Below are 25894 nucleotides of genomic sequence, written 5' to 3'. Positions count from 1 at the left end.
AGCCTTTTTGGCAAACATGGCTTCGGAGGCTGACAGATGTGGCGCATCATGTTTTGCTGTTTTTGTGGATTGCTATCGGGAGCAGTTGCCGCAGGCTTCACGGTACACAAGCTGGCCGATGGAATATACGCCACTGAACGCAACGAGCCGCCTGGTTTGATGTTTGATGCCAACAATGTGTTTATCATCAATGAGCAAGACGTGGTGGTGGTCGACAGCAATATCAGCCCGGACTCCAGCCGCGAAGTACTGGCCGCACTGCGCAAGCTGACCAATAAGCCCGTGCGCTATGTGATCAACACCCACTGGCATGAGGATCATATTCTCGGCAATAGCGTTTGGCGTGAAGCTTACCCCGATGTGCAGTTTATCGGGCATGTGCAAACTCATCAGGATTTATCGACAACCGGCGCCACTAATCGCAAAGGCTTGCTGGAGAATGGTGCCGGCGGTGTCGCCAGTTTGCGACAGGCAATAAGCAGCGGCAAAGGGCTTGCCGGTAATCCCGTCACTGAAGAAGAACGTCGCAGTCACGAAAGCGATATTTTTCTGGTTGAGCGCTATTTGAACGAAGCGGGGTCACTGCCGATCATCTATCCGGATTTGGAGGTGGATTCCCGCTTGGTGTTGACAGATAGCAAGCGGCCGATCGAAATACGCTTTCTTGGTGCTGCTCATACCCGTTCTGATCTAATTGTCTGGTTGCCAAGCGAAAAGCTGTTGATTGCCGGCGATTTGGTGGTTTGGCCGATTCCGCTAATCGGTTCGACATCGTATCCGCGTGCTTATGCGCAGAGCCTCAGAGAAATGCTGGCGTTGCAGCCTGAGATGATTGTGCCCGGTCATGGCCCGGTGTTTCGCGATACCGAGTACTCACAAAAAATTCTGGCATTGCTGGATAACTTGTGCGCACAGGTTCAAGCAGCGAAGCAAAAAGGTGAAACGCTGGAGCAAGCGAAAGAGTCAGTGGACTTATCGGCATTCCGACAGCAGTTTGCCGGTGACTCGGCGTTGCTGAAGCTGATCTTTAGTATGTATGTTCAAGGCTCCGGCATACCGGCAGCCTATAACGAGCCAACCGCTGACTAAACCGCTCCAGCCACGTTATTTTTTGGCGACAACCGACACCTTGGGCTATAGTCGCTAGAAGTCATCTTAAAAATAGTCTGAGCGATGGTGAGGTGCGCGAATAGGAGCACAGCTTGTCGAGCTCCAGGCATTTTTGAGATGGTTTCTAACATCATTCTGACATCACCCCGGATATCTTGGTCATGGCGTTGTATCCCAACCAAAGCGGGTTTCAGCTTTGCGCAAGGTGATACTGGGAGTCAGTCATGGGCAAAGAACCAACGCTATTGGACGTCGGTAGTGACGCTCAGCAGAGCGTCAAACAAACCGAAAAGCAAGCCGAAAAGCAGCCGGACCCTGCGACCGGCAAAACGCCCAAGGAAACAGCAGGAAAGCAAAGCCGTCTCGCGTCGATGCTGGCAACCTTGGTTGCCCGCTATCCAAATGTATTGATCATCGGCTGGAGTATGGTGCTGCTCGCCTATATTGCGGTGCTGCCTTTTGCCTATGTTTGCTGGTACCTGTTGCCGCCCCAGATTTGGGCCTGGGCCAATGAGCTTTGGTGGCATTGGATTCCGGCTTTTTTTGGCTTTGTTTTTCTTTATGCGATACCGATTTGGGCAGCGATGCTGGCCAATGCCTTTGCTCACTTTATCGCCGACCTGTCACTCTCTGTCGAGGAGAAGGTGATTGAGGAGGCGCAAAAATCCGTGCGCGAAACCGAAGAAGATGCACTCGCCCGATTGGAACAGACAGACACGGCAGGTTTGTTGCCGTTATTGAAATACAGTCGTGCCCAGCTCGATGCTTATTACGCTGTTGGTTTAAGCCAGACCAAGAAAAGTTTTTTCAACTCGGTGCTGGCGATGTGGCTTGGATTTCTGCTGTTGTTAATCGGCATCGCGATGTATATCGCTCCGGTGGAAAGAATTGGCCTGAGTCGGCCAACAGAAGATTTTCAAATTCTGATTTTGAGTGGCGCCGCAATTATCGAGTTCATTTCTGCTTTGTTTCTCTGGGTCTATCGCAGTACCACGGCGCAATTGACCTATTTTTATAATCGGCAAATCCACAGCCACACTTCAATTTTGTGCTTTCGCATGGCATCAACGATGCAGCAAGAGCAGGCCGATGAGGCCAAGCGTGCAATCATCGACAAGGTGCTAAGCCAAACCATCGAGCCGGAGCGTCCGCCAGTAGTGGGGGTTAAAGGAATGCGATCTTTGCTGCCGAAATCATGAAGACTGCAAGTCAGAAATGATTCTGACTTGCAGGGGGATTGGTCCAGAAGAAGCGGGTTTATCGGAACACGATATCATCCACGGCCAAATCAGTATTGTCGCCACTGAGGTGTTCAAAACGCAGAATGACATTTTCCATTACTTTGTTGCTGACACCAGTTGTGATATTGGCGACACCATTGGCCGGTACCTCAGCAAGACCGGAAGCTAATATCGAGCCACTCGCTGTGCGCAGCGACCAATTGACGTAGTGGCCGCTGGACCAATTCATGTAATCCAGCAAACGAAAGCTTTCAACGCGCACGCCGTGGCCTGCGGTTGGCGTCAGCACCAATTCATGATAACGGCCGCTACCACCGCCCTGAAGTTGGGCAACGCCACCATGCCAGTTGCTGTCTTTTCCGATGCCATCGCGGCGGCTGTCGTAACTGTCCCAAAAGGCGCCGCCACTGCCTTGGAAACGAACGGTGATATGCGGTGTCGTTAGTGTCGTGTCCCCATAACCGGCGTTGAGCGCATTGCTGTTGCCAGGGTTGTGGGCAAGGCCGGCAAACGTCAAACGCGTGTGATCGAGTCCGCTGTAACGCAGGGTAGCGAATACGGCACGATGATCGGAAGGATGCTGTCCCGCCAGGGAATAGCCGGTACCAATACCGCTGCTGATATCCGCTTCATTGTCGCCGACCGGACCAAGCATGCCGGCGTTGATGGCTTGCAGTCGTTCGCCACGAAAGTAAATTAGATCGATTCGATCTTGCGGCTCGTATATGCCGGCCGGGTAGTGTGATTCACGATAATTTGGTCCGTAATGAGGCGACCAGGTTGAGCCCAATCGCGAGGTTTCATCGGCAAAAACCGTGCGGTAGGCATCCTTCAATCCAGCGTTGGCAAAGATGGCTGAGCTGGGCCATGCTACTGCCGCTCGCTTCAAACCAATTTGTTTGGCGCGCACGGTCCAGTCGAGATGAGAAGGCTCATTGAAATCACCGACCAATACGCTGTCAGTTGCCAGTGCGCCAGCATTCGACATGCTTGTCACGTATTGGCGCGCTTCGGCAGCGCGAGCGGATTGGTCGGCAATGACTGCCTGAATATCTTCCGGACGATTGGGATCACGCAACGGTCCACCGTAATAGGAAATTCCCGCCAATTGATAAGGGCCATATGGCGCGTGAGACAAATGCGCATTGAAGAGCCAGAGCTCATGTCCGGGGGCAATTTCCAGTTTCGCACCACGACCATCGGTGCTGGTATCAATGATACGAAAGCGACTCAGATAAGCGAGATCGCTGGTGTGATGCAAATGCCATTCGGCGCCCAGCTTGCTCCGCAAATATTCGCCATGATTGCGACTATTCAGTTCCTGAAGTCCGACAATCGTCGCACCACTGGCGCGAATGGCGCTGATGATATTGTCGCGGGTAGCATTGCTGGTGGTGTCGGAATGCCAAACATTGAAGCTGAGCACGTCAAGATCCAATGTACTGGCGTGCAGCGCCGCTGAGTGAGCATAGATGGCGGTGACCGCCAGCACGTATCGAAATTTCATGAGTATCCTCGCGTGAGTTCGTGAAAGAAAACAGCGAGCGATAAATTACGATCGGAACATGTCAGTAATGCGACGACTTCAGGACCGTGTGATCTATGTTGCGCCAGTCATTGGAGGTTGTTTTTCTCTGAGTACGCTTCAACGAAATGAATTGTGACTTTTTCTTCTGTTAGCGAATAAATGAGTCAAAAGCGTGGGCGACAACGTCCGCGCAAACGAATCAATCCGCACGCCACTGAACAGGTATGAACAGTGGGCACTGAATGCATTCTTCATTTATTTTTGATGGCGAGTCGCTTAGCATTCCAATTCACAACGGAACCATTGGAAAGGAATCATCATGGAGACGCTCAGTCGCTTGGTTATCCTCGTTCGCGATTATCAGGAAGCCTTGGATTTCTACTGCGGCAAACCTGGCTTTGAAAAGTTTGTTGATATGAAGGTGGGTGAGCGGCGCTATGTGCATGTTCGCTTGCCGTCACAGCTGGATGTGGGTATCTGGCTGATGCAGGCAGAAGGGCGAGCAGATCGGCAACGCATTGGCAATCAGACCGCTGGCCAACCTGTTGCTGTGTTCTATACCAATGATCTTCAGCGTGACTACCAGAACCTGAGCTCGCGAGGCGAGCAGTTCAATGTGTCGCCCGTGAAAGAGGGAGGCGCGGTGTTTGCGCATTTCCTCGACCTGTATGAGAACGAATTTGCTCTGGTTGAGTTGCCGACAGTTGAAGGTGGTGCTGTTCCGGAAGAAGTTGGCGCTGTTTTGTGCGGTAGCTGCTTGGTTATTGCTGGCGTTTTTTCCAGTCGTCAGTCAGTAAGCCACTGAACCCCCAGTTTTCCTCTGCAATTTCCTGAATCACGATATGTGTGTGCTCGGGTTTTTTGCCGAGGTTTCGGACCAGCGAGTCGGTAATGTCCTTGACCAGTTGCGCTTTTTGTTCGCGACTGGCGCCACGAGTGATCTGCAAATTGACGTACGGCATAAATCGCTCCTGAGTGATCGAGAGAATCTTGGGCTGCAGTCTAGTCAAACCGGTGGGCGTATACAGCTGGCTTAAGAAAATCTGAATAGATTTTTAGCACTGGAGGTGTCTCGCGTGGCGATTTAACGCATTTTCCGCTGGCGGGCAGTTCAGTATTCGGGCTTGCCGCCGGCGGCATTTGAGGTGATGGCCAAACCAACAATCAGGAATTCGGCTTCCGGTTCGGCCCTTGGGCAGTGCTCAACGCCTTTTGGCACGATGAACATTTCTTCCGGATTCAGCGTTATCGTTTGCTCACGCAGCTCGATGATCAGTTTGCCGCTGTAGACGATGAACAGCTCGTCCTGGTCGTCGTGTTGATGCCAGCGTGTGGAGCCTATACCCTTGGCTAGCTTGAACAATTGACCATTGGCGTTGCCGATGATTTTCTGCGACCAGTACTCATCGATACCGGCAAGTTGTTCTCGAATATTGATTTTGGCCAGCATGGCGCACCTTTCCTCAACGACGGTTATCGACAAAGTATATCGATCTGGTTGAACGTAGCAGCAAGACCCAGCGAGTCGACCGTTAACCGCCACTCAAACTGGCCATCCAAAATTCCCCTTGTGCGGTGATGGCTTTACCGGCCTATACTGTGACGAAGTTCGCAATGATTACCTCGTTGTAACCAAGGAGTGGGGTATGGCAGCGCTGCAGTCAAAAGCCCTGGCAAAAGGGGAAACGCTGTTCAGGGATGGCGATGATGCCGATTGTGCCTATGTGGTCGAAGTCGGCGAGGTGGTCATCCTGGCCAATGTTTCGGGCGTGGAGCGGGTCATTGGCTGCGTACGGGCCGGGGAAATTCTTGGCGAGATGGCAATGCTCGATGCCGGTCCTCGCTCGGCAACGGCCATCGCGAAAACCGATGTCCGCCTGACCGTCATTGAACGCGATCAATTGGTTTCACGGCTGGCCAGTGCCGACCCGGTCATGCATTTATTGCTGACCGTACTGCTTAATCGGCTGCGCCAGCAATTACACCCGGAACTACCGCCTCGTGATGCGCTGGTGTCGTCCGATGCCGGCCTTATCCGCATCAAGCTGGAAAACGAACTGCGGGCTGGCCTCGGCGCCGGTGAGATGCAAATCTATCTGCAGCCAATCGCTGATATCTACACGAGAAAAATTGCCGGTTTTGAAGCGCTGGTGCGTTGGCAACATCCAGAGAAGGGATTGGTTCGGCCGGATTTGTTTATTCAACTCGCAGAAGATTCCGGTTTGATGGTGCCGTTGGGCCGCTGGATCGTTCACGAAGCCTGCCGTATTGCACAGCTGTTGGAGCAGCAGTCGAACAAAGCTGGTGTAGCGCATAGTGGGGCGTTTATTTCCATCAATGTATCGACGATGCAATTCCGTGATCCGGAATTTTTTGATCATCTGTCGTTGGCATTATCGGAGACCGGCATCAATCCGCAGCGGGTCAAACTGGAAATCACCGAATCGGCACTGACCGACGGCGAAGCAGCGAAACGTTGGATTAAACAATGCAAGGCCTTGGGTGTTCGTGTGGCGCTCGATGATTTCGGCACCGGCTATTCCAGCCTTTCCTATTTGCACGAGTTTGATATCGATACGCTGAAAATCGATCAAAGCTTTATTCGCAAGATGATGACCGATCAGCGCAGTCGACATATCGTTGAAGCGATTATTGCGCTGTCGAAAAAACTGTCGCTGGAAATCATCGCCGAAGGCATTGAGACACAGGAAGCAATCGATGTCTTGCAAGCGCTTGAATGCCAATACATTCAGGGCTATATCATTGCCAAACCGGCGCCGCTGTCGGCTTATCTCTGACGCAATTTATCCCGGAAGCGGTTTATCTAAAAAGTCGGCACCGCCAAAAGTGTTGATGAAGGTTTCCGCGCTACTTGATGTGCAGGCGAAAGCGTTCGGCTAGCGTCTGACCTTGACCATCCAATGCGGCGAGCTGAGGCTGGCGGCTGACGGAGGCGATACGCGCCGTCGGGTTTGGATGGGTTTTCAGCAGCAGCGCCATGCCGGAATCGCCGCTCTGGCGCGCTTCCAATTTTTGCAACACGGCAACAAACGCCCAAGGGTCGTAGCCGGCGGCACTCATCAGTGCGATGGCACTGGTATCCGCAGCGTGTTCATCGTCACGGTCCAATCCGCGGGCATAAAGCACACGCGAAGCACCGACCACTTTGTCAACAGCGTCTTTTTTCAGGCCGCTATATCGACCACCGGATTTGCTGATTTGATGATCGCTTACCGCGCCGAGAATATCCGCCGCGGCACCCGTCAGATTGTCCTTCTGTATCGCTTTCAGATGATGCTTTTGTTCGACGTGTGCAATCTCGTGCGCCAATACACCGGCGAGTTCCGCTTCCGATTCGAGCTGTGCGAGCATGCCGCGGGTGACAAAGACATAACCGCCCGGTGCGGCAAAAGCATTGATATTATCGTCACGGAGAATACCGAACTTCCACGGCAGTTGCGGACGCGAAGAATGCAGCGTCAACAGCCGACCGATACGATTGAGGTAGCGCTGAGCCGTTTCATCGTTGTCCAGCGGTGCGGCACCAACCAAGGTTGCGGCCATATGCATACCGATATCGATTTCTGCTGGCTCTGAAACCTCTTGCGCATCAGCTACCTTCTGACCAGCCGAGAGAAGCGGATCAAGATTGTAATTGCCAACGCGGACACCTTTGAGTCCACCACAGCCATCGAGCAACAGTGTGCAACCCAGCAACAACATCAGACGAGCGCGCATATTATTTGCCTCCTTTCTTTGCGGCCGGCAGCCGGCCTTCTTTGGCAAATTGCGCGGCCTCTTTGTCATTGGCCGACCAGCGATCCAGACGCTTCAGTTCCGGCAGATTTTCCTTGGCCTGTTTCAGTTGTTGTTCGGAAAGCCCGCGTATGCCTGTGGCAATCGTTGAATCACCACGCCTGACTTGAGTCAGACTTTTTGCTGAGCTGGAAGCATGGGACTCGATATCGCCAATCATCCGCACATGCAGCATGCGCACCCAGCCGCCGGTAGTATCGACATCAGCGGCATACCAGCCACCACGTCGTTCCTTGATTGCCAGCGTTTGTCCTTGTTTCAGTGCCAACAGAGTTGGCGCTTTTGGCTCGGGTTGTGATTTCAGTTCAGCATCGGTAACCAGTTGTCCGGATTGACTTGGTGCTGCGAACGAGCACGGCACAGCAAGCAATAAAATCAGTGTCAGTGTTATTTTTGTCGATTTCATCGGTGCGTACTCCGTGGTTCAAACACCCTGACGGCTTCACTGCGTCCTTTGACTTTATATTCCCCGTGCGGCACGAAGTCAAAGGCCTCGGGGCAACTGGCACGCGTGGCCTCAGATACCAGAATTCGGGCAACGCCTTTGGTCAAACCTTCCAGACGGCTGGCCAGATTGACCGTGTCGCCGATGGCCGTATAGTCCATTCGCTGCTGGGCACCGAGCATGCCGATCACCGCAGGGCCGGTGTGTATGCCAATGCCGATATCGAAGCCGGTTAATTGCTGTTCCCGACAGAAAGCGTCGAGTGCATCAGACATGTCCATGGCGGCCTGAATGGCATGCTCGGCGTGTTTGGCATCGTCGAGTGGTGCGCCCCAGAACGCCATGATGGCGTCGCCGATAAATTTGTCGAGCGTACCCTGATGTTTGAAGATCACATCAACCTGTGTTGTGAAATACTGGTTCAACAGCCGCATGATTGTTGCCGCATTGTGCTGTTCGGACAGCGTGGTAAAGCCGCGGATATCAGAGAACAGCACGGTGATCACGCGTTCCTGGGCGAGTTGGCTGGTTTCGGTCAGTCCGGAATCGATCAATTGCTGAACGACGTTCTTATCGAGAAAGCGGCCAAACAATTCCACGGTGCTTTTGCGTTCATCGCGCGCTTGCAAGTAGCGCAAAACGGCGCAAGCAAAGAGAAACACGATGACAACCAGCAATGGACTGATGATCGGAATCAGCACAGCCTGATGAATGCCAAGAAAACTGGCGACAACCAGTGCGGCCGTCATCACCAATGCGGCAGCGACGACACGCCAATAACTCAACTCGGCAACGACCACGAGCCACATTAGCAGCAGTGCCGGCAAGCCAGCCCACACGGCATACCATGGCGACCAGTGCAGTTGCTCTCCGCTGCGCAAATTATCGAACGCCGTGATCAGCATATAGACCGCTGGGTATTGCGAATCCAGCGCTGTCGGCTTCAGATCGTGATTGCCGGTGGCGGTGGAACCAATGAAAACGAATTTGTCTTTCAATGTTGAGTTCGCCGCACCACTTTTAACCTGCTGAAACACATCGTGATAGGAAAGGGTTTGAATCGGTGGCCGTTTGCCAAACCAATCCAGCCGAATCGGTGAGTGCTCCGGCAGTGGATAAGCAAAATCTCTGGCAACGATGGCCGGCAAACTGAAAAACCGCCAACCATTCTTTTCGATATGAACATGATATTGACGGCCGATACCATCCGGCTCTGAAAGAAAATTGATCAGCCCGAGCCGCCAGTGTTCCGGTTGCCCGAGTGCCGGCCAAAGCACATCGGCTTTGGCGTTGTTGTCGGCTCGCGCGGTCGGTTCGATGAACGGGTGAAAGCGCGAACGCTCGGCCAGATTTTTCACGTTATGAGCTTCACCGCTGTACAGCAGTGTTGGCATATAGATGTTGTCGTGGTTGGCCAGGACTTCCGCGAAATAGCTGTCCATTTCTTTCAGGTAAAGCGAGGCCTCGCTGAACCAGATGTCGAACACAATCGCTTTGGCGCCTTGCTCATTGAGCCATTCCAGTAGATAGGCATGGGTGGCACGAGGCCAAGGCCAAGCACCGACTTCCGGCGCCATCGCTTCGATGCTATAGGTGTCGATATCTATTAATACAATGTCACTTGGCGGCTCGCGCTGCATGGCCCGCCAATGCGTCAGCGTATCCAGCCAGAAAAAATCCAGCCGATGCATCAATGGCAAATGGCTGGCAGCCAATAACAGCAGCAGACAGCCAGCGAATGCCCAACCGATTTTTATTGTTGTGACAGGTTTTTTCGGCGAACTCATGGTCCGTAACAACCAATATGACGACCCGCATCATTCATCCTAGGTGAAATTGGCGGCGACGCCAATCGCCTGCAGATCGGCGGGGCAGAATGCTTTAGGCTAGATGGCTCTGAATGGAGGTAAGCGTATGCAGGAAAAACCGTTTTCCCAAGCCTGTGAGAACAACAAGGCGCCAATATTGGCGGTGATTCGCGAGTATTTCGCCGATTGCCATCGAGTGTTGGAGGTTGGCAGTGGCACCGGACAGCATGCGGCCTATTTTGCCGGCCAGCTGCCGCATCTGATCTGGCAGGCATCGGATGTCGCGGTTCATCAACCTGGCATTGAGGCCTGGCGAACAGAGGCGGGCCTGACAAACCAGCCAGCAGCGATAACCTTGGATGTCAACGGCGAATGGCCCAAACAGCAATTTGATGGCGTGTTCTCCGCCAATACAGCCCACATCATGAGCTGGCCGGAAGTGCAACGTTGCTTCACGGGCGTCAGCCAGGTGCTGAAACCGGGAGGCCATTTCTGTCTGTATGGGCCATTCAATTTTGATGGTCAATACACCAGCGACAGCAACCGCCAGTTTGACGCGATGCTGCGCGCACGTGATCCCGAAAGCGGCATTCGCGATTTTTCCGATCTGAATCAGCTGGCAAACCAACACGGCATATGCTTTGTTGCCGACCATCCGATGCCAGCCAACAACCGGATTCTGGTTTGGCGGCGCCAGTAAGTCTGAGGGATCGCGAATGCCTCGCTGAAAAACCTTGTTACCGTGCCAACCGGAACCAATTCGCTGAACCGCGTGCCGAAAAGCAGTCATGGTTAAACTCCAAGGAATCAATATGAAAAACTGGACGAGGCGTCAATGGCGTCAACACAAAGGCTTTATCGTGTTTGTTGTGCTGATGCTGGTATTTCGCAGTTCATTTGCCGACTGGAATGATGTGCCGACCGGCTCGATGAAGCCGACGATTCTGGAAGGTGATCGAGTTTTCGTCAACAAGATGGCCTACGACATACGCGTTCCTTTCACTCATATTTCTCTGCTGAAACTGGCTGACCCGGCGCGCGGCGATATCGTGATATTTGATTCGGCGGTTTCTGAAAAGCGACTGGTGAAACGTGTGATTGGCTTGCCGGGAGATCGGGTGGCATTGCTGAACAACGAATTGTTCATCAATGGTCAAAAGCAAGCGGCGATGTATCTCGAAACCGCCACCTATGGTGATCTACGACGCATTGAAATGACTGGCATCTCTCATCGTATCGCGGTGGCCAACGCGGAAAGGCCTTGGTCCAGCTTTCCGGCGGTGACGGTTCCTGCCGGCCACTACCTGGTGCTTGGCGACAATCGTGACAATAGCGCCGATTCACGGGTGATTGGTTTTGTACCGAGAAAGGAAATCGTCGGGCGTTCCACTCATGTGGTGTTGTCACTGGATCCGAAAAACTATTTCCTGCCAAGAACCGAGCGATTTGGCGCCAGGCTTTGAGTGCGTGTAGCTGATACTCAATCAAGGCCATTTTTAAAGGCTTTGAATTAGCGATAAGGTAGCGGTGACCGGAAAATGGTCAGAGGGGTAACGTTGTGAAAATTTACTGCTGATAATTTCCGCCGCTTTGACTTGCCAGTGTGGGGAAACGAGTATCGCGTCAATTTTTTCACCAGCTCGAGCGCCTGTGAACTGATGAAAGCTACCGACATCCGTGGCGTTCGGGTGGAGAAGGCGATAACTGTCTTGTAGCGTCAGTTCGGTACTGGTTAGTAACTGACGGAAAGCTGATGCCGATTCTCCGCAATTGAAATCACCGAGCACAATCACGGGATCTTTCGTTGTTGCCTGCCGCGAGATTTGCTGTAGCAATTGCTGGGCGCTTTTCTCCCGTAGCGCTTCCTGTTCGTGATCCCAGTGAGAGTTGTAAACACGGAAAGTCTGCTCCGTTTTCATCCAGAGAAACTGTGCCCAACTACAGGTTCGAGGAATTTTATTCCCCCAGCTTTTTGAACCGGGTATTTCCGGCGTATCGGCATACCAGAAGGTATCGTGTTGCAGCGGGCTCAGTACCTGTTGATCGAAGAGTATCGCGGCATGCTCTTCCGAATAGTTTCCTGTCAGATGACCGCGACCGATGAAGCCATACTGCGGAAATGCATTGCGGATGGTATCGATCTGATAGCCCATTGCTTCTTGCAAACCGAGGAGAGCAGGGCGGTGCTCTGCCAGCATGGCAATAACAGCATCTTTACGGAATGACCAGGCGTTTTCAGCATCAGGTGCCTCACCGTAGCGAATGTTGAAACTCATGACGGCAAGTTCGGTCATGGTGGTGTGGCGCTTCTGACGTCAGCGAATCGTTCCAAAACATGTTTGCTGATGGTATCAGCCAACTCATGTTCCGCCATGACCGGTGCGTTGATGCCAATGGACTGCAGATAATCCAGCTCTTCTTCGTAATGGGTGCGAACAATGATGTCGATGTGTGGATTCAGTTTTCTGGCCAGTTCAATGATGCGTCGTGTTTGAAAACGCTCTGGCGAGGTAATGACCAGCACCTTGGCGTGACGCAGATGGGTATGCTCGAGAATGCCATGCATTGATGCATCGCCGAAGATGACCGATTTACCGGCTTTTCGCAAAGCGTCGCAGGCTTGTCGATTGTTTTCGACAACAGCATGAGGTATTTGATATTGATCGAGTTGTAAGCCGATTTTTTTGCCGACTCGCCCGTAGCCGACCAACACCACATGGGCGTTGAGCTGTTCCGAATGTCCTTCAGTGTGCTGCGCGCTGGATTCGGTGCTTTCGGGTTGATGATTATTAAGGAAGCCTGGGCGATTCTCAAACATTCTCGCCAGTAGCGGAATCATCCGGAACGCAATCGGGTTCAACGTTATCGATACGATGGCGCCAGCCATGATCAAACTCTGCGCCTCGTTGGACAGTAATCCAAGTCGATTGCCGAGCGCCGCCAGAATAAAGGAAAACTCACCAATCTGCGCGAGGCTGGCCGCTACGGTTAACGCCGCGACCAGTGGGTAGCGAAATAGCAGCATGATGGCGAACGCGGCGATCGATTTACCAATCATGATCACAGCGACGACGGCCAGTACATGCCAAGGCATTTTCAGCAGAATGGTTGGGTCGAACAACATGCCGACCGAGACAAAAAACAGTACCGCAAACGCATCCTGAAATGGCAGTGCGTTGGACGCGGCGCGATGGCTGATATGCGAGCCATTGATCACGACACCAGCGAGAAAAGCGCCCAGTGCAAACGACACACCAAACAAGCTGGCGGCACCATAGGCGATGCCAAGCGCCATGGCAATGACTGCCAAGGTAAACAATTCTCTTGAGTCGGTTTTCACCACCAGATGCAGAATCCACGGGATCAATCGCGTGCCGGCCAGCAGCATGACAACGATGAACAGCACTATTTTGATGGTGACTTCAAACAACGAAATCCAGAAGTCATTGGCCAGCCACCATTGCTCATGAGTTTCCATCAACACGGCCAGCGCCGGAATCATTACCAGTGCCAGGACCATGACCAGATCTTCGACGACCAGCCAGCCGACAGCGATGCGTCCTTGCGTGGTTTCGAGTAGATGATGTTCTTCCAGGGATTTCAGCAACACCACGGTGCTGGCTACCGACAGCGAAAAGCCCAGCATCAAACTGGATGCCAGCGACCAACCCCACCAGAGCGCGAACAGCGCACCCATGACGGTGGCCGCGATGATTTGCAGTAGTGCACCGGTCATCGCGATGCCGCGCAGTTTCATCAGATCGCGAAAGGAAAAGTGAAGACCGACACCAAACATCAACAGGATGACGCCGATTTCTGACAACTGCGCGGCTAACTTCAGATCCGCGACGAAACCCGGTGTGTAGGGCCCGATACCAACACCGGCCAGCAGGTAGCCAACCAATGGCGGCAAGCCCAGTCGGGCGGCCAGCAATCCGGCAGCAAACGCGAACAAAAAGCTCATGGCGATTGTGGTGATCAGGGTGTGGTCCATCGTTTTCCGGCTGTTCAGGCGTGGTGGAGAGCAGACCAATACATTCTAGAAGCAAAGTGTTTGACCGGGCAATTTTTTGGAGCGTGCTGCGTTGAAACTTGTCTTATCGGGCGCTGCAACTATGTTTGTATCAGGCGCTGCGGCCTGTCGCCGGTCGCGCAGGCCATCTGAATGGTTGCCAAACAACATAAACCGGAAAGGAGAACAATGGATGAAAGGGGTCAAACTGATTGGCATTTTACTGATTGTCGCCGGTGCATTGGCATTGGCTTACGGTGGCTTTACTTATACATCGGATCGTCATGATGCCAAGCTGGGGCCGATAGAGTTTTCTATTGCCGAGAAAGAAACCGTCAACGTGCCGGTGTGGGCCGGCGTCGGTGCCATTGTGGTCGGTAGCGTGTTATTTCTCTGGGGTGGCGGCAGACGTCGCTGAGAGAAAAAAAAAGGGCGAACATCATTCGCCCTTGCTTCAGCATTACTCAACTTCGTAGATCGTGGTCGTGCCGCTGATTTCATTGCCGACAATCAACAATGCTTTGTCATTCGGGCTGTCACTCGCCGGTACGAACAACAAACCCTCCGGTCCCAGATCGCCGGCCGCTGCACCTTCAGCCGGTGTCACCGATAAATCACGATTGCTGACGTACTCGACGAAACCCGGTGCGAACGGATTGCTGATATCAAACACCATGATGCCGCCCTGACGTTCCAGACCGACAAACGCATAAGTGCGACCGTTGACTTCACCAATCGCGACGCCTTCTGGTTCCGGGCCTTTGTTGTCACTACGGTTGTCGGTGCCATTGCCGGTGTTGTTCAAGTTGAAGAATAACGGTGAGGTATCGGCAATGATCTGCTCGACTTGATCGCCGGAGTCATAAATCAGCGAGCCAGTTGCACTCCAAATCGAGAACGACCGCGCACCATAAGCATAAATTTTTTCGTGCTGGCCATTATTGTCCGCATCGCCATCGACACGAGAGACGGTCAGATCGCCAATGCCGCCACCATCCTGCAACAGCGCGATTTCATCCGCACTGAATTTGCTGCTATCCAGTGTCAAATCCTCAAGTGCGGTTTCATCGGCAAACGCCAGGCATTCGCCGTCGCCCAAATCGGTATGGCCAGCACCAGTGCAGGTCGCGCTATCGGCATCGTAAATATATTCGCGGCCATCACCTTCATTGGCAGTAACCAGATAGGTTTTGCCATTGAAAGAGTAAGAGGCGATCGCATCCGGCATGTACATGCCGTATATCTTCAGGTTTTCGATATTCGGATATTTGTCGTTGCGATTGGCGTCGAGGCCCATACCGGGAATGTTGTGATTTTTGAAGCTCAAGGCTTTGATGTCGGTGACCGTGGCCGTGCCAATATCAACGATGGCCAGCGCATTGTTTTCCTGCAATGTCACGTAGGCTTTGCTGGAGTCTGAGGAGACGGCAATGTATTCCGGCTCCAGATCCTGAGCAACGCTGGCGTTTGGCCCGAACAGACGAACACCAGAAGCTTTCAGTGTCGCGGCATCACCATTGAAGGCCGTGAAGCTGGCGTGGGTAACGGTGGCACTGGCAACACCGGCGCCGATATTGATGATCGAGACCGAACCCTCCGGGTCAAGCTGATAGTCATTGCTGGGTTCAGCTTCGTTGGCACTCAGCACGCGAAGACCGTCGGGAGTAAAGGTCACCATATCGGGCAGGGCGCCGACGGTGACACCGTGAATGAAGGCGAGCGTATCGGTGTTATAGAAATAAACGCGGCCATTGTCCTGTTTGACATCGGCTTCGACAGCGACGGCCAATATGCCGTTTTTGACTGCGACGCTGTTGGCGCCACCGGAAGTGAAGCTCGCGGAATCCTGAGCCGCAACGTCGATGGTGTTGAGTTTTTCCGGCTGGCTTGGATTGGTGATGTCCAGCACATCGATGCTGTTGTCACTGGCGTTGACGACGAACAGACGCATGGTGCCGGCATCGTAAGCGACGATTTCGGCGCCGCCATCTTCAAAAATGCCCGATTCGTAACGGCCGATTTGATGCAGGCGGCCGTTGCGTGCATTGCGACCGTCGTTACCATTGGCGCCGTTTGCACCATCCGCACCATCCGCACCATCCGCACCATTTTGACCATTGCTGCCATCGACGCCATCGCGGCCATCATCGGCACAACCAGTCAGTAGCATGGCGGCTACCGTAATTATCAAGACACCACCAAAGCCGGGAATCTTCATTGTCAGGAACTCCGTTACCTTTTGATAAGCGGAGCCATGCTAGGGAGCGCGTGTTGCAGATTTGTGGCGGTTCCGTGTCGCCGCGATGACGTTGGCTTCCTCGTGTCATCGAACGGAAGTCTCGCTGTCATATCGGATGATGCTGACGGAAGGCTATTTTTAAGCGGAACAGGAATAACTTGGCGTTTTGCTGATCGTGACTACACTTGAGTTATGTGCCCACTTGGAAAATCACAATAACGTGCTGGTCGACACCTCAAATCTAAGCAAAATATGGATGGTTTTGGCAGCGTTGTTGATATCTCAGTTGGTCTGGGCGCTGGACCCCGGTAAGGCGCTGCACCAGTACCGTCAGGATCAATGGAGTACCCCGGAAGGCCTGCCACAGGTGACGGTATTGGCCATTACCCAAGATCGGGACCACTTCATCTGGCTTGGCACGCAAGTCGGTCTGGCGCGCTTCGATGGCCGTGAATTTCGCGTGTTCAATGCGGAGAATGATTCGGGGCTTTCCAACAACTACGTCAACAGTTTGCTCGCCCTGGATGATGGCTCGGTCTGGATCGCAACACGTGGTGGTATTTCCCGCTTTTCAGATCACAAAGTGGAGCAGGTATTGCCGTTGGCCAGCACCGGGGTCGTGCACCAATTGCTGTCTTTCAAAGACCATGTTTACGCCGCCACCGACAACGGCCTGGTGCAGTTTGATCTGGCCAACATCGGTAACCCGAACTGGATTTTTCAGCGCGCAACGCAACGGGTCGGCTTGATCGATGGCGAGCTGGCGTTCAGCGCCGGCACGGCGTTATGGCGTTATGCCGATGATGGTCGATTGTCGACGCTGGCCGAACTGCAGGCGCCGCTGACCCATTTTTACAATGACAAACAGGGCTATGCCTGGCTTGGCACGGAACGCGGACTTTGGCATTGGCGTGATGGAAAATTGAGCCAGCCAATTGCGCATCCGGCTCTGCGTTCACGCCTGATTGAAGCGGTGTGGCATGACCGTGACGACAATCTTTGGGTGGCATCGGATGTTGGCTGGTTCCGACTTCGTTATGCTCGACTCGGCGATGAAGTGCAGCGGATGAATGATCGCTGGGCCCGCAGTTTGTTTGAAGATCACGAAGGCAATCTGTGGGTCGGCTCCACGACAGAAGGGGTCGCACGTTACTGGAATGGTTATCTGACGCGAATCGGTGACGAGGAGGGCATCGCCGAACCGTTGATCTGGGGGCTGTATCAAGACCAAAGCGGCACGATTTTCGCGCAAAGTCAGAACGGTGTGTATCAGCAAATCGGTGATCGTTTTGCTCTGCGTTACTCGCCGGAGCAATTGCCGCATCCGAATGCCTTGGCGGCACTGAAAACTCGCGACGGCACGTTCTGGGTCGGCACGGCGCAGGGGCTTGCCGCATTCCAACAAGGCAAACGGGTGCATCAGGAATTGTTGAAGCCGCTGGAAAACGAAAAGCTCTACAGCTTGGTGGAAACCGATGAAGCATTGTGGATCGGTGCGCGCAATGGTTTGTACCGGATACAGGATGGCAAGCTGTATTTGCCCAGCGCATTCGCCGGTATTCCTCCGATCACTGTGCGCGGAATGATCGTCGACAAAGACAAACGGCTCTGGGTTGGTACGTCTTCCGGTTTGTTTCAATGGCAGAATGGTGCGTTCACCAAAATTGCCAGCGATTTACCACTCGGTAGTGAATTCATATCGGCCATGTATGTCGACCCGACCGGAACACTTTGGGTCGGCACTCAGAACTCGGGATTGTTTCGCTTCCGCCAAAATCAGTGGACGATGTACAACACGGTCAGCGGCCTCCATTCCAACACCGTTTTCTACATCAACAGCATTGGTGACAAATTGTGGCTGACCAGCCATCGCGGCATTTTCTTTGTCGAGTTCAATCAATTCGCTGAGATGGATTCGAATCAGCGTCAACGTTTGAGCAGCATGGTGTATGGCGCATCGAATCGCACCGATCGAGCGGAATGTAACGGCGGTCATCTGCAAGCGGGTTTGGTCGATGACAAGGGCAGACTGTACTGCCCAACGATTGACGGCATTGTCATGATCGATCCGTCGCGTTTGAGCGCAGTGCCATTTCCACCAAAGCTGCATATCACCAACGTGCGCTTTACCGTTGATGGCGTGCAACAGCGTGTTGCTGGTAACAAGGCAGAGTTGCCGGCCGGTGCCCACAATATCGAGATTGATTATGTCGCCACGAGTTATCGTGAGCCGATGTTCACCCAGTATCAGTACCGCATTTCCGACAACGACAAGAGCTGGATTGATGCCGGTACCCGTAACACCGCGTACTTTCACTCACTGCCACCGGATAACTACACTTTTGAAGTGCGCGCTCAGACCGATGACGGTGTCAGTGCTCAGAACAATGCGACGCTGATGATCAAGTTGGCGCCATATTACTACCAGACTTGGTGGTTCCGAGCCTTGCTGGTGCTGGCGGCGATTTCGCTTTTCGTTGCGTTGTTTGTTTGGCGTTATCGCCTGTTGCAGGCCAACAAGCAACGACTGGAGCATCTGGTTGAACAACGCACCCGCGAGTTAACGCTGGTCAATGAGCAGCTGCAAAAAGCCAGCAGCACCGATCCGCTGACCCAACTCGGCAATCGTCGTTACGTCGTGGAGCGGGTGCCGCACGATGTCGCGCTGTCGCGTCGCGCTCATATCCGTCAGATTGATCCGGACAACCGTGACATTGTGTTTGTCATGCTCGATATCGATCATTTCAAACAAATCAATGATCGTTACGGTCATGCCGTTGGCGACTTGGTGTTGGCCGAAGTGGGCAAGCGTATCAGCGGTGTGATTCGCGACTCCGATTACGCGGTGCGCTGGGGCGGTGAGGAATTCATGGTTGTTGGCCGCTGCGCCAATCATCATCATTCCATGCATTTACCGGAGCGTTTGTTACGCGCCGTTTCCGGTCAACCCATCTGGATTGGCGGCGATCAGAAATTGAACGTAACCTGTTCACTTGGATTTGCCCATTATCCGTTCTGGAGTGAAGATCTCGATGCGCTGAACTGGGAGCAGATTGTCACCATTGCCGATGCGGCGTTGTATATTGCCAAGAGCCGTGGGCGGGATCGCTGGATTGGTATCGAAGCAGGCGATTTGTTCGAGCCGAACGATTTAGTCGGCTTGCAAAATATTCAGGATTATTTGCGCCTGGTCGACCGTTTCAAGCTGCGCCTGATTACCGAGGTCTTGTAGCGCTATCGAATCTCCCTGTTTTCGCGAAGGGCTTCGCTAGCACGAGCCTGCACAAGTTATTCGAAAAATCGCTTTTTAATCAAAGCTGGCGATCGGTTATGCTGCTGCCCTAACAAGCAGTGGATTCATTTCTTTGTCTGATAAAGCCCCTTCCTTTTCTGTGCCAGCCCGGATGCAGGGCTGGATCGCCTTGCTTGGTGCCGTTGTCGCACTCGGGCCATTGACCATCGACATGTATTTGCCGGCGTTGCCGGTAATCGGCACTGATCTGCAAACCGGCAGCGATCAAGTGCAATTGACCTTGGCCAGTTATTTCATTGGTCTGGCGCTTGGTCAGTTGATTTACGGCCCGGCCAGTGATCGCCATGGCCGCAAACCGCCATTGCTGATCGGTTTGGCGATTTATGTACTGGCGTCGTTGATGTGCACACTGACCAACGATGTCATGATGCTGGTCTTCTGGCGTTTTGTTCAGGCGCTTGGCGGCGCTGCCGGCATGGTCATCACCCGCGCCATTGTCCGCGATCGCTGTGATACCCAGCAGGCGGCAAGAGCATTTTCTTTATTGATGTTGGTCATGGGCGTTGCACCGATTCTGGCCCCGTTGATAGGCGGCTGGGTGCTGGCGCTGGCCAATTGGCGCTGGATTTTTGCCGTGCTGGCCGGCTACGGCGCACTGATGTTTTTGCTGGTGTTTTTCGCCATTGAAGAAACACTCGTTACGCGCAATCCCTTGGCGACTCGCGTAGCGGTGATTTTTCGCAACTATCGACATTTGATGGGCCAGGCCGATTTTGTCGGCTACACGTTGAGCAATGGTTTGGCCTGGGCCGGCATGTTTGCCTACATCACCGGTTCGGCGTTTGTGTTTATCGAAGGATTTCAATTATCCGCGCAGCAATATGCTTATATTTTTGGCGCCAATGCCGGCGGTTTGATTCTGGCCAGCCAAATCAATGTGCAATTGCTGAAGCGTTTTCGTTTGAGTTTTCTGCTCGACCGGATGATGTGGCTGCCGTGCCTCACCGGCGTCTCGCTGGTGATATTGGAATTGTTGGGATGGTTGAATCTGACCGGTTTGTTGATTGGCTTGTTTTTGTTTATCGCCAGTCTCGGTTTGATTGGGCCAAACGGTGTCGCGCTGGCGATGCACAATCAAATGAAAGTGGCGGGTAGTGCCTCGGCCCTGATGGGCGCATTGCAATTCACGGTGGCGACATTGACCGGCGCGACGATGAGTCTGTTCAGCAGCGCATCACCACGACCCATGCTGATGTTGATGGCCGTCTGTGGTGTGCTGGCATTGCTGGTGTATCGCTGGACCGTGGAACGAATGGCCTCATCACTCTGAGCGCAGCGGTCTTGCGCTCAGGCGTGCAATAATCCGTCAAAAAACGGTTTGATCAAGGCTTCGGCGTTCTGATGCAAATCGAATGCTTCCGGATCGATCAACCAATTGAACAGCAGGCCGTCGACCAGACTGAACAGTGCGATGACGGTCAATTTCGGATTTACCGCTTTCGGTAACTGACCGAGTGTGATGGCTTGTCCGATACGCGTTTCCAGGTCTTCAGCGCATTCTTCGCGACTGCGCAAAAAGCGTTGACGGATATCATCGACAGCTTCGGTGTATTCACATTTCAACAGCAGAATGCTGACCACCGCTTTCAAATGCGCGTCGGTGGTAATTCGTTGCAACATGATGATGATGTCGTTGCGGATCTGTAGGACCAGGTCGTCGGGGTTATCCGCTTTCGCCTGTTCCTGCAATTCATCGAGCGGCATCATCACGCGCTCCATCAGCGCGCCAATCAGTTCGGCCTTGTCCTTGAAGTGCCAATAAAACGCGCCGCGGGTAACACCGGCGTGTTGGGCGATTTCCTGCAGCGAGGTATTGGCGACGCCGTTCTGAGAAAAGATTTGCTCAGCGGCATCCAACAGCTGATCGCGGGTGGCTAAGGCTTCGGCTTTGGTACGTCTGACCATGGCGGGGTCAACCTTGGTGAATAGTGACGTCGGTAGTTTACAAACATACATGCATGTATGTAAACTGCTTTCCGCGCTGCTTCAAGGCGCGTCCAATTTGCACACCTCAATCCCGAGATCTTGAGTATGGGTACCAATAAGAATCTGATTCCTGCGTCGGCTTTGGCGCTGGTTCTGCTGGCTGGCTGCAGCAGCGACGGCGCTGAAAATGGCGGCATGGGCGGTTTTCCGCCACCCGAAGTCAACACCGAAATGCTGGTGGCCAAAGATATTCCAATCAACCGTGAATACGTCGCCGAAAGCCATGCTTACCGCGAGGTGCAGGTGCGTGCCCAGGTCGGCGGCATTCTGCAAACCCGCCGTTTCGAGGAGGGTCAGCAGGTCAAGAAAGGCCAGGTGCTTTTTGTCCTCGATCAGAAACCATTCCGGATTGCCCTGGCTTCCGCGAACGCCCAGAAAGCTGAAGCGCATGCCCGCTTGATGCAAGCTGAGCGCGAATTCAAACGCGTTGATGCCTTGCGTGAAAGCAAGCTGGTCAGCCAGCGCGATCTCGACACGGCGCAATCGACATTGCAAGCCGCGCAGGCGGCCATGCAAGCGGCAGAAGCGTCGGTCAACGAAGCGGAACTGAATCTTGGTTACACCGAAGTCAAGGCGCCGATTGATGGTGTGATTTCGCTGACCCAAAAACATGAAGGCGCGTTGGTCGAAGCACTCAACGATGTGCTGACGACGATTGTGCAAATCGATCCGATGTATGTCTATTTCAATGTCTCCGAAACCGAATTGCTGCGTCATCGTGAAGCGATTGCCGAAGGCCGGATCAAGTCGGAAAAAGGTGAGAAGGGCGAAGTGCAGATTCGCCTGGCCAATGGTCAATTGCTGGCGCAAACCGGCGAGCTGAATTACACCGATGTCTCGGTCACCGAAAACGCCGGTACCGTGCTGATGCGGGCCAAAGTCCCGAATCCGGAGCGACGTTTGATTGCCGGTCAATTTGTGCGCGTCGTGTTGAACGGTGCTTATCGTAGCGAGGCAATTTCGGTACCGCAGAAATCGGTTCTGGAAGGTCCGCAAGGCAAGTTCGTTTACATTGTCGAAAAAGATGCCAATGGCAATCCGGTCGCGGCGATGCGTCAGATCACGGCCGGTGATTGGTATACCGAGCCGAGTGCCAATAACGAACAACGCTGGATTATCGATTCCGGCCTGCAAGCCGGCGATCAACTGATCCTCGATAATCTGATCAAAATCCAGCCGGGTGCGCCGGTGTCGATTGCCAAACCTGCGACCTGATTAACGGAGCATTGCAATGTTCTCCCGATTTTTCATTGATCGGCCGATTTTTGCGACGGTACTGTCGCTGTTTTTTGTGATCGCCGGTTTGGCCGCGATCCGCGTGTTGCCCATTGCGCAGTACCCGGAAATTGCGCCACCGGTCGTCACCGTTACTGCGATTTACCCTGGTGCGTCCGCCGAAGTATTGGAACAAACCGTTGCGGCACCGATTGAGAATCAGATCAACGGTGTCGAAGACATGCTCTACATGAGTTCGACTTCAGCCTCGAACGGCGTGGTGCAGATTCAGGTGACGTTTGATATCGGCACCGATGTCGATCAGGCAGCATTGAACGTCAACAACCGGGTCAAACAGGCGGAAGCGAAACTGCCGAACGAAGTGCGTCGCCAAGGCGTAACGGTGGAGAAGGGCTCCTCATCGTTCCTGCAGGTGTTGGCCTTTTATTCGCCGAACGATCGCTTTGATGACTTGTACACCAGCAACTATGTCACGTTGAATGTGCTCGATCGGCTGAAACGCATTCCTGGCACAACGGGTGTTCAGATCTTCGGTGCCAAGGACTACGCGATGCGCATCTGGATAAAGCCGGACGTGCTGGCCCGTTTGCAATTGACGACGGCCGATGTCGCGCGTGCGATCGGCGAACAAAACTCGCAGTTTGCGCCGGGCAAAATCGGCCAGCCGCCGATTCAGAATGATCAATCACTGGTTTATACCATCACCACCCAAGGTCGTTTGAGCGATGTCAACCAGTTTGAGCAAATCATTGTGCGAGCCAACGCCGATGGTTCGGTGCTGCGACTGAAGGATGTCGCGACCGTTGAACTCGGCTCCAAGGATTACGAATTTATTGGTCGCATCAACGGCAAGTCGGCAACGCTGGTCGGTATTTTTCTGCAACCGGGTGCCAACGCGCTGTCGGTCGCTGATGAAGTCAATGCCACGGTTGCCGAGCTGGCGCGCTCATTCCCCGACGGCTTTACCTACAGCGTGCCGTACGACACCACCCGTTTCGTCGAAGTGTCTATCCGCGAAGTCGGCAAAACGCTGCTCGAAGCGATGGTGCTGGTGTTCTTGGTCGTCTATCTGTTTCTGCAAAACTGGCGCGCGACATTGATTCCGACACTGGCCGTGCCGGTTTCGTTGATCGGTACGTTTGCCGGGCTGCACATGCTCGGTTATTCGATCAACACGCTGACGCTGTTCGGTATGGTGCTGGCCATTGGTATCGTTGTGGATGACGCCATCGTCGTGCTGGAAAACGTCGAACGGCACATGGACGAAGACAAATTGTCAGCACGCGAAGCGGCGATTCGGGCAATGAAAGAAGTCACGGGTCCAGTGATCGCGATTGTGCTGGTGCTGACTTCGGTATTCGTGCCGATTGCATTTCTTGGTGGCTTGGCTGGTGAGTTGTATCGTCAGTTCTCGATCACTATTTCGATCTCGGTGGCCATCTCAGGCATTGTTGCGCTGACCTTGACGCCTGCATTGTGTGTACTGATTCTGAAGCACGAGCATAAGAATCCCGGCAAGTTTTTCCAGTGGTTCAACGACTGGTTCGAACGCTTTACCCATCGCTACACCGATGGCGTGCGGTTCTTGTTGAAACGTGCTGGCCTCGGTATTGGTTTGTTTCTGGGGATGGTCGTGATTACCGCCAGTCTATGGAAAATCACACCGGGAGCGTTGGTGCCCGATGAAGATCAGGGTTTCTATATCGCGGCGGTGATTTTGCCGGATGGCGCCACGCTGACGCGCACCGACTCGGTCGTCAACGAAGTGGTTAAACAGATCCAGTCAAACCCGGCCAACGAAAATGTGGTCGCGTTCACCGGTTTTGATTTTCTCGGTGGTGGTTACAAGAATAACGCGGCGACCATTTTCGTCACGCAAAAGCATTGGGATGAGCGGGACGTGCCAACGACGGCTCTGGTCGGCGAAGTGTTCATGAAAACTGCGCACATCAAAGAGGCGTTGGTGTTGGCGTTCAATCCTCCGCCAATTTTCGGTCTGGGTACGGCCGGTGGTTTCGAGCTCTACATTCAGAACCGCGGTGAAGGTGGCGCCAAGCAACTGGAGGCGGTAACGCAAGCGTTTATCGCAAAAGCCAATCAAGATCCCATGCTCGCCAACGTGTCGACGCTGTGGCGCGCCAGCACACCACAGTTGTTTGTGGATATGGATCGCGAAAAAGCGAAAGTGCTTGGTGTTTCGGTGGACGAGGCGTTCAACGCCTTGTCGGCAAGTCTCGGCAGCTATTACGTCAATGACTTCAACAAATACGGCCGCACCTGGCAGGTGTTGATGTCGGCGCACCCGGATTATCGTCGTCGTCCCAACGACATTGGCAATATTTACGTGCGTTCGACACACGGCCAGATGATTCCGCTGGCGGCGTTTGCCCAGGTGCGTTACACCTCGGGTCCGGACACGCAAGATCGGTTCAACAATTTGCCGGCCGTGAAGATTTTCGGTGGCGGTGCGCCCGGTGTCAGTTCCGGTGAAGCGATTGCCCGAGTCGAAGCGATCATGGCCGAAACACTGCCGCCCGGATTTTCCTTTGACTGGAGCGGCGCCTCGTTCCAGGAGAAAAAGTCCTCAGGTACCAGTGGTTTGGCGCTTGCGTTGGCCGTGGTCATGGTGTTCCTGATTTTGGCCGCGCAATATGAAAAGTGGTCATTACCGCTGTCGGTATTGTTGGCGCTGCCATTTGGTACTTTCGGCGCGTTGATGGCGGTTTGGCTGCGTGACATGAACAACGATATTTATTTCCAGATTGGTCTCGTGACCTTGCTTGGTCTGGCCGCGAAAAACGCCATTCTGATCGTTGAGTTTGCTTCGCAGAAAAAAGAGCTGGGCATGAGCACGGTGGATGCGGCACTGGAAGCGGCGAGACTGCGTTTCCGGCCGATTCTGATGACCTCGTTGGCATTCATTCTCGGCGTGCTGCCGCTGACCTTGAGCAGTGGCGCAGGCGCCGCGGCCCGGCATGCAGTCGGCACTGGTGTCACCGGCGGCATGTTGGCGGCCACCTTCCTGGCGGTTTTCTTTGTGCCGCTGTTCTATCGGTTGATTACTGATGGTTTCAAGCGAAAGCAAGCGGAACCGGCGGGTGAAGCGACGTCATCACCCACAGGCAACATCTGACAACGGACTCACTAAGCAGTAAACTAG

The 25894-nt window shown here is 53.6% G+C and carries 21 protein-coding genes; 11 read left to right on the top strand and 10 right to left on the bottom strand.

From position 1 onward, the window contains the following. Positions 1-36: 36 nt before the first annotated feature. Positions 37-1089 carry an MBL fold metallo-hydrolase gene (locus E2H98_RS01345; protein ID WP_133589898.1) on the top strand — a complete coding sequence of 351 codons (1053 nt, stop codon included), beginning with the start codon at positions 37-39 and terminating at the stop codon, positions 1087-1089. 245 nt (positions 1090-1334) lie between these two features. Next, a complete protein-coding gene (locus tag E2H98_RS01340; protein ID WP_133589896.1) occupies positions 1335-2309 on the top strand; it encodes a TRADD-N-associated membrane domain-containing protein in 975 nt (324 codons plus the stop codon). Between the two features lie 58 nt (positions 2310-2367). On the opposite strand, the gene E2H98_RS01335 is transcribed toward E2H98_RS01340, so the two are convergent. Continuing rightward, the gene (locus E2H98_RS01335) at positions 2368-3858 is read right to left on the bottom strand and encodes an endonuclease/exonuclease/phosphatase family protein (protein ID WP_133589894.1); all 1491 of its coding nucleotides are present in this window, start codon (positions 3856-3858) and stop codon (positions 2368-2370) included. 340 nt (positions 3859-4198) lie between these two features. Between E2H98_RS01335 and E2H98_RS01330 the strand changes: the two genes are divergently transcribed. After that, on the top strand, positions 4199-4684 hold the full coding sequence (locus E2H98_RS01330; protein WP_198325203.1) for a VOC family protein: 486 nt from the start codon (positions 4199-4201) through the stop codon (positions 4682-4684). On the opposite strand, the gene E2H98_RS01325 is transcribed toward E2H98_RS01330, so the two are convergent. Together E2H98_RS01325 and E2H98_RS01320 are read right to left on the bottom strand one after the other, a co-directional pair. Beyond that, positions 4641-4841, bottom strand: coding sequence for a tautomerase family protein (locus E2H98_RS01325; RefSeq protein ID WP_133589892.1), 201 nt, complete (start codon positions 4839-4841; stop codon positions 4641-4643). The genes E2H98_RS01330 and E2H98_RS01325 overlap by 44 nt on opposite strands. Before the next feature lie 149 nt (positions 4842-4990). Further along, on the bottom strand, positions 4991-5329 hold the full coding sequence (locus E2H98_RS01320; protein WP_133589890.1) for a cupin domain-containing protein: 339 nt from the start codon (positions 5327-5329) through the stop codon (positions 4991-4993). Positions 5330-5525: 196 nt separating this feature from the next. On the opposite strand from E2H98_RS01320, the gene E2H98_RS01315 reads away from it, so the two are divergent. Further along, entirely contained in the window at positions 5526-6677 is a 1152-nt protein-coding gene (locus E2H98_RS01315) for an EAL domain-containing protein (RefSeq protein ID WP_133589888.1), read from the top strand. A 70-nt stretch (positions 6678-6747) separates the two neighbouring features. Here the strand turns inward: E2H98_RS01315 and E2H98_RS01310 are convergent, their stop codons facing one another. Genes E2H98_RS01310 through E2H98_RS01300 form a run of 3 tightly spaced genes read right to left on the bottom strand, consistent with a single transcriptional unit; the run spans position 6748 to position 9927 of the window. Then, entirely contained in the window at positions 6748-7617 is an 870-nt protein-coding gene (locus tag E2H98_RS01310) for a M48 family metalloprotease (protein ID WP_157591201.1), read from the bottom strand. Between the two features lies 1 nt (position 7618). Then, the gene (locus E2H98_RS01305) at positions 7619-8101 is read right to left on the bottom strand and encodes an SH3 domain-containing protein (RefSeq protein ID WP_133589884.1); all 483 of its coding nucleotides are present in this window, start codon (positions 8099-8101) and stop codon (positions 7619-7621) included. Beyond that, positions 8098-9927 carry an adenylate/guanylate cyclase domain-containing protein gene (locus E2H98_RS01300; protein ID WP_133589882.1) on the bottom strand — a complete coding sequence of 610 codons (1830 nt, stop codon included), beginning with the start codon at positions 9925-9927 and terminating at the stop codon, positions 8098-8100. Before E2H98_RS01300 ends, E2H98_RS01305 begins: the two co-directional genes overlap by 4 nt. 127 nt (positions 9928-10054) lie before the next feature. Here E2H98_RS01300 and E2H98_RS01295 point away from each other — a divergent pair, with 127 nt between their 5' ends. Continuing rightward, positions 10055-10648 (top strand): DUF938 domain-containing protein, encoded by a 594-nt coding sequence (locus tag E2H98_RS01295; protein ID WP_133589880.1) that lies wholly within the window; start codon positions 10055-10057, stop codon positions 10646-10648. A 112-nt stretch (positions 10649-10760) separates the two neighbouring features. Next, positions 10761-11411, top strand: a complete 651-nt coding sequence (lepB, locus tag E2H98_RS01290) for a signal peptidase I (RefSeq protein ID WP_133589878.1) — start codon at positions 10761-10763, stop codon at positions 11409-11411. Positions 11412-11444: 33 nt separating this feature from the next. Here lepB and E2H98_RS01285 read toward each other — a convergent pair whose 3' ends face one another. Together E2H98_RS01285 and E2H98_RS01280 are read right to left on the bottom strand one after the other, a co-directional pair. Further along, positions 11445-12242: an endonuclease/exonuclease/phosphatase family protein gene (locus E2H98_RS01285; protein ID WP_133589876.1), complete on the bottom strand. Its 798-nt coding sequence runs from the start codon at positions 12240-12242 to the stop codon at positions 11445-11447. After that, positions 12239-13942 (bottom strand): cation:proton antiporter domain-containing protein, encoded by a 1704-nt coding sequence (locus E2H98_RS01280; protein WP_133589874.1) that lies wholly within the window; start codon positions 13940-13942, stop codon positions 12239-12241. Before E2H98_RS01280 ends, E2H98_RS01285 begins: the two co-directional genes overlap by 4 nt. Before the next feature lie 211 nt (positions 13943-14153). Here E2H98_RS01280 and E2H98_RS01275 point away from each other — a divergent pair, with 211 nt between their 5' ends. After that, positions 14154-14378 (top strand): hypothetical protein, encoded by a 225-nt coding sequence (locus tag E2H98_RS01275; protein ID WP_133589872.1) that lies wholly within the window; start codon positions 14154-14156, stop codon positions 14376-14378. Between the two features lie 42 nt (positions 14379-14420). Here the strand turns inward: E2H98_RS01275 and E2H98_RS01270 are convergent, their stop codons facing one another. Next, on the bottom strand, positions 14421-16178 hold the full coding sequence (locus tag E2H98_RS01270; RefSeq protein WP_133589870.1) for a choice-of-anchor I family protein: 1758 nt from the start codon (positions 16176-16178) through the stop codon (positions 14421-14423). A gap of 283 nt (positions 16179-16461) precedes the next feature. Between E2H98_RS01270 and E2H98_RS01265 the strand changes: the two genes are divergently transcribed. Beyond that, positions 16462-19431: a ligand-binding sensor domain-containing diguanylate cyclase gene (locus E2H98_RS01265; protein ID WP_162848166.1), complete on the top strand. Its 2970-nt coding sequence runs from the start codon at positions 16462-16464 to the stop codon at positions 19429-19431. Between the two features lie 133 nt (positions 19432-19564). After that, positions 19565-20782: a Bcr/CflA family multidrug efflux MFS transporter gene (locus tag E2H98_RS01260; protein ID WP_133589866.1), complete on the top strand. Its 1218-nt coding sequence runs from the start codon at positions 19565-19567 to the stop codon at positions 20780-20782. Between the two features lie 17 nt (positions 20783-20799). On the opposite strand, the gene E2H98_RS01255 is transcribed toward E2H98_RS01260, so the two are convergent. Continuing rightward, the gene (locus tag E2H98_RS01255) at positions 20800-21417 is read right to left on the bottom strand and encodes a TetR family transcriptional regulator (RefSeq protein WP_162848165.1); all 618 of its coding nucleotides are present in this window, start codon (positions 21415-21417) and stop codon (positions 20800-20802) included. A gap of 126 nt (positions 21418-21543) precedes the next feature. Between E2H98_RS01255 and E2H98_RS01250 the strand changes: the two genes are divergently transcribed. Both E2H98_RS01250 and E2H98_RS01245 read left to right on the top strand, forming a co-directional pair. Further along, positions 21544-22713, top strand: coding sequence for an efflux RND transporter periplasmic adaptor subunit (locus E2H98_RS01250; RefSeq protein WP_133589862.1), 1170 nt, complete (start codon positions 21544-21546; stop codon positions 22711-22713). Positions 22714-22729: 16 nt separating this feature from the next. Beyond that, positions 22730-25867 carry an efflux RND transporter permease subunit gene (locus E2H98_RS01245; RefSeq protein WP_133589861.1) on the top strand — a complete coding sequence of 1046 codons (3138 nt, stop codon included), beginning with the start codon at positions 22730-22732 and terminating at the stop codon, positions 25865-25867. Positions 25868-25894 lie beyond the last annotated feature (27 nt).

The organism is Permianibacter aggregans (assembly GCF_009756665.1).
Lineage (GTDB): Bacteria > Pseudomonadota > Gammaproteobacteria > Enterobacterales > Permianibacteraceae > Permianibacter > Permianibacter aggregans.
This window is presented reverse-complemented; position numbering and strand designations above follow the sequence as displayed.

What these genes read in the sequence shown, in the direction of transcription:
- E2H98_RS01345 (WP_133589898.1), top strand. Translation starts at nt 37, where the DNA reads ATGTGGCGCATCATGTTTTGCTGTTTTTGTGGATTGCTATCGGGAGCA.
- E2H98_RS01340 (WP_133589896.1), top strand. Translation starts at nt 1,335, where the DNA reads ATGGGCAAAGAACCAACGCTATTGGACGTCGGTAGTGACGCTCAGCAG.
- E2H98_RS01335 (WP_133589894.1), bottom strand. Translation starts at nt 3,858, where the DNA reads ATGAAATTTCGATACGTGCTGGCGGTCACCGCCATCTATGCTCACTCA.
- E2H98_RS01330 (WP_198325203.1), top strand. Translation starts at nt 4,199, where the DNA reads ATGGAGACGCTCAGTCGCTTGGTTATCCTCGTTCGCGATTATCAGGAA.
- E2H98_RS01325 (WP_133589892.1), bottom strand. Translation starts at nt 4,841, where the DNA reads ATGCCGTACGTCAATTTGCAGATCACTCGTGGCGCCAGTCGCGAACAA.
- E2H98_RS01320 (WP_133589890.1), bottom strand. Translation starts at nt 5,329, where the DNA reads ATGCTGGCCAAAATCAATATTCGAGAACAACTTGCCGGTATCGATGAG.
- E2H98_RS01315 (WP_133589888.1), top strand. Translation starts at nt 5,526, where the DNA reads ATGGCAGCGCTGCAGTCAAAAGCCCTGGCAAAAGGGGAAACGCTGTTC.
- E2H98_RS01310 (WP_157591201.1), bottom strand. Translation starts at nt 7,617, where the DNA reads ATGCGCGCTCGTCTGATGTTGTTGCTGGGTTGCACACTGTTGCTCGAT.
- E2H98_RS01305 (WP_133589884.1), bottom strand. Translation starts at nt 8,101, where the DNA reads ATGAAATCGACAAAAATAACACTGACACTGATTTTATTGCTTGCTGTG.
- E2H98_RS01300 (WP_133589882.1), bottom strand. Translation starts at nt 9,927, where the DNA reads ATGAGTTCGCCGAAAAAACCTGTCACAACAATAAAAATCGGTTGGGCA.
- E2H98_RS01295 (WP_133589880.1), top strand. Translation starts at nt 10,055, where the DNA reads ATGCAGGAAAAACCGTTTTCCCAAGCCTGTGAGAACAACAAGGCGCCA.
- lepB (WP_133589878.1), top strand. Translation starts at nt 10,761, where the DNA reads ATGAAAAACTGGACGAGGCGTCAATGGCGTCAACACAAAGGCTTTATC.
- E2H98_RS01285 (WP_133589876.1), bottom strand. Translation starts at nt 12,242, where the DNA reads ATGACCGAACTTGCCGTCATGAGTTTCAACATTCGCTACGGTGAGGCA.
- E2H98_RS01280 (WP_133589874.1), bottom strand. Translation starts at nt 13,942, where the DNA reads ATGGACCACACCCTGATCACCACAATCGCCATGAGCTTTTTGTTCGCG.
- E2H98_RS01275 (WP_133589872.1), top strand. Translation starts at nt 14,154, where the DNA reads ATGAAAGGGGTCAAACTGATTGGCATTTTACTGATTGTCGCCGGTGCA.
- E2H98_RS01270 (WP_133589870.1), bottom strand. Translation starts at nt 16,178, where the DNA reads ATGAAGATTCCCGGCTTTGGTGGTGTCTTGATAATTACGGTAGCCGCC.
- E2H98_RS01255 (WP_162848165.1), bottom strand. Translation starts at nt 21,417, where the DNA reads ATGGTCAGACGTACCAAAGCCGAAGCCTTAGCCACCCGCGATCAGCTG.
- E2H98_RS01250 (WP_133589862.1), top strand. Translation starts at nt 21,544, where the DNA reads ATGGGTACCAATAAGAATCTGATTCCTGCGTCGGCTTTGGCGCTGGTT.
- E2H98_RS01245 (WP_133589861.1), top strand. Translation starts at nt 22,730, where the DNA reads ATGTTCTCCCGATTTTTCATTGATCGGCCGATTTTTGCGACGGTACTG.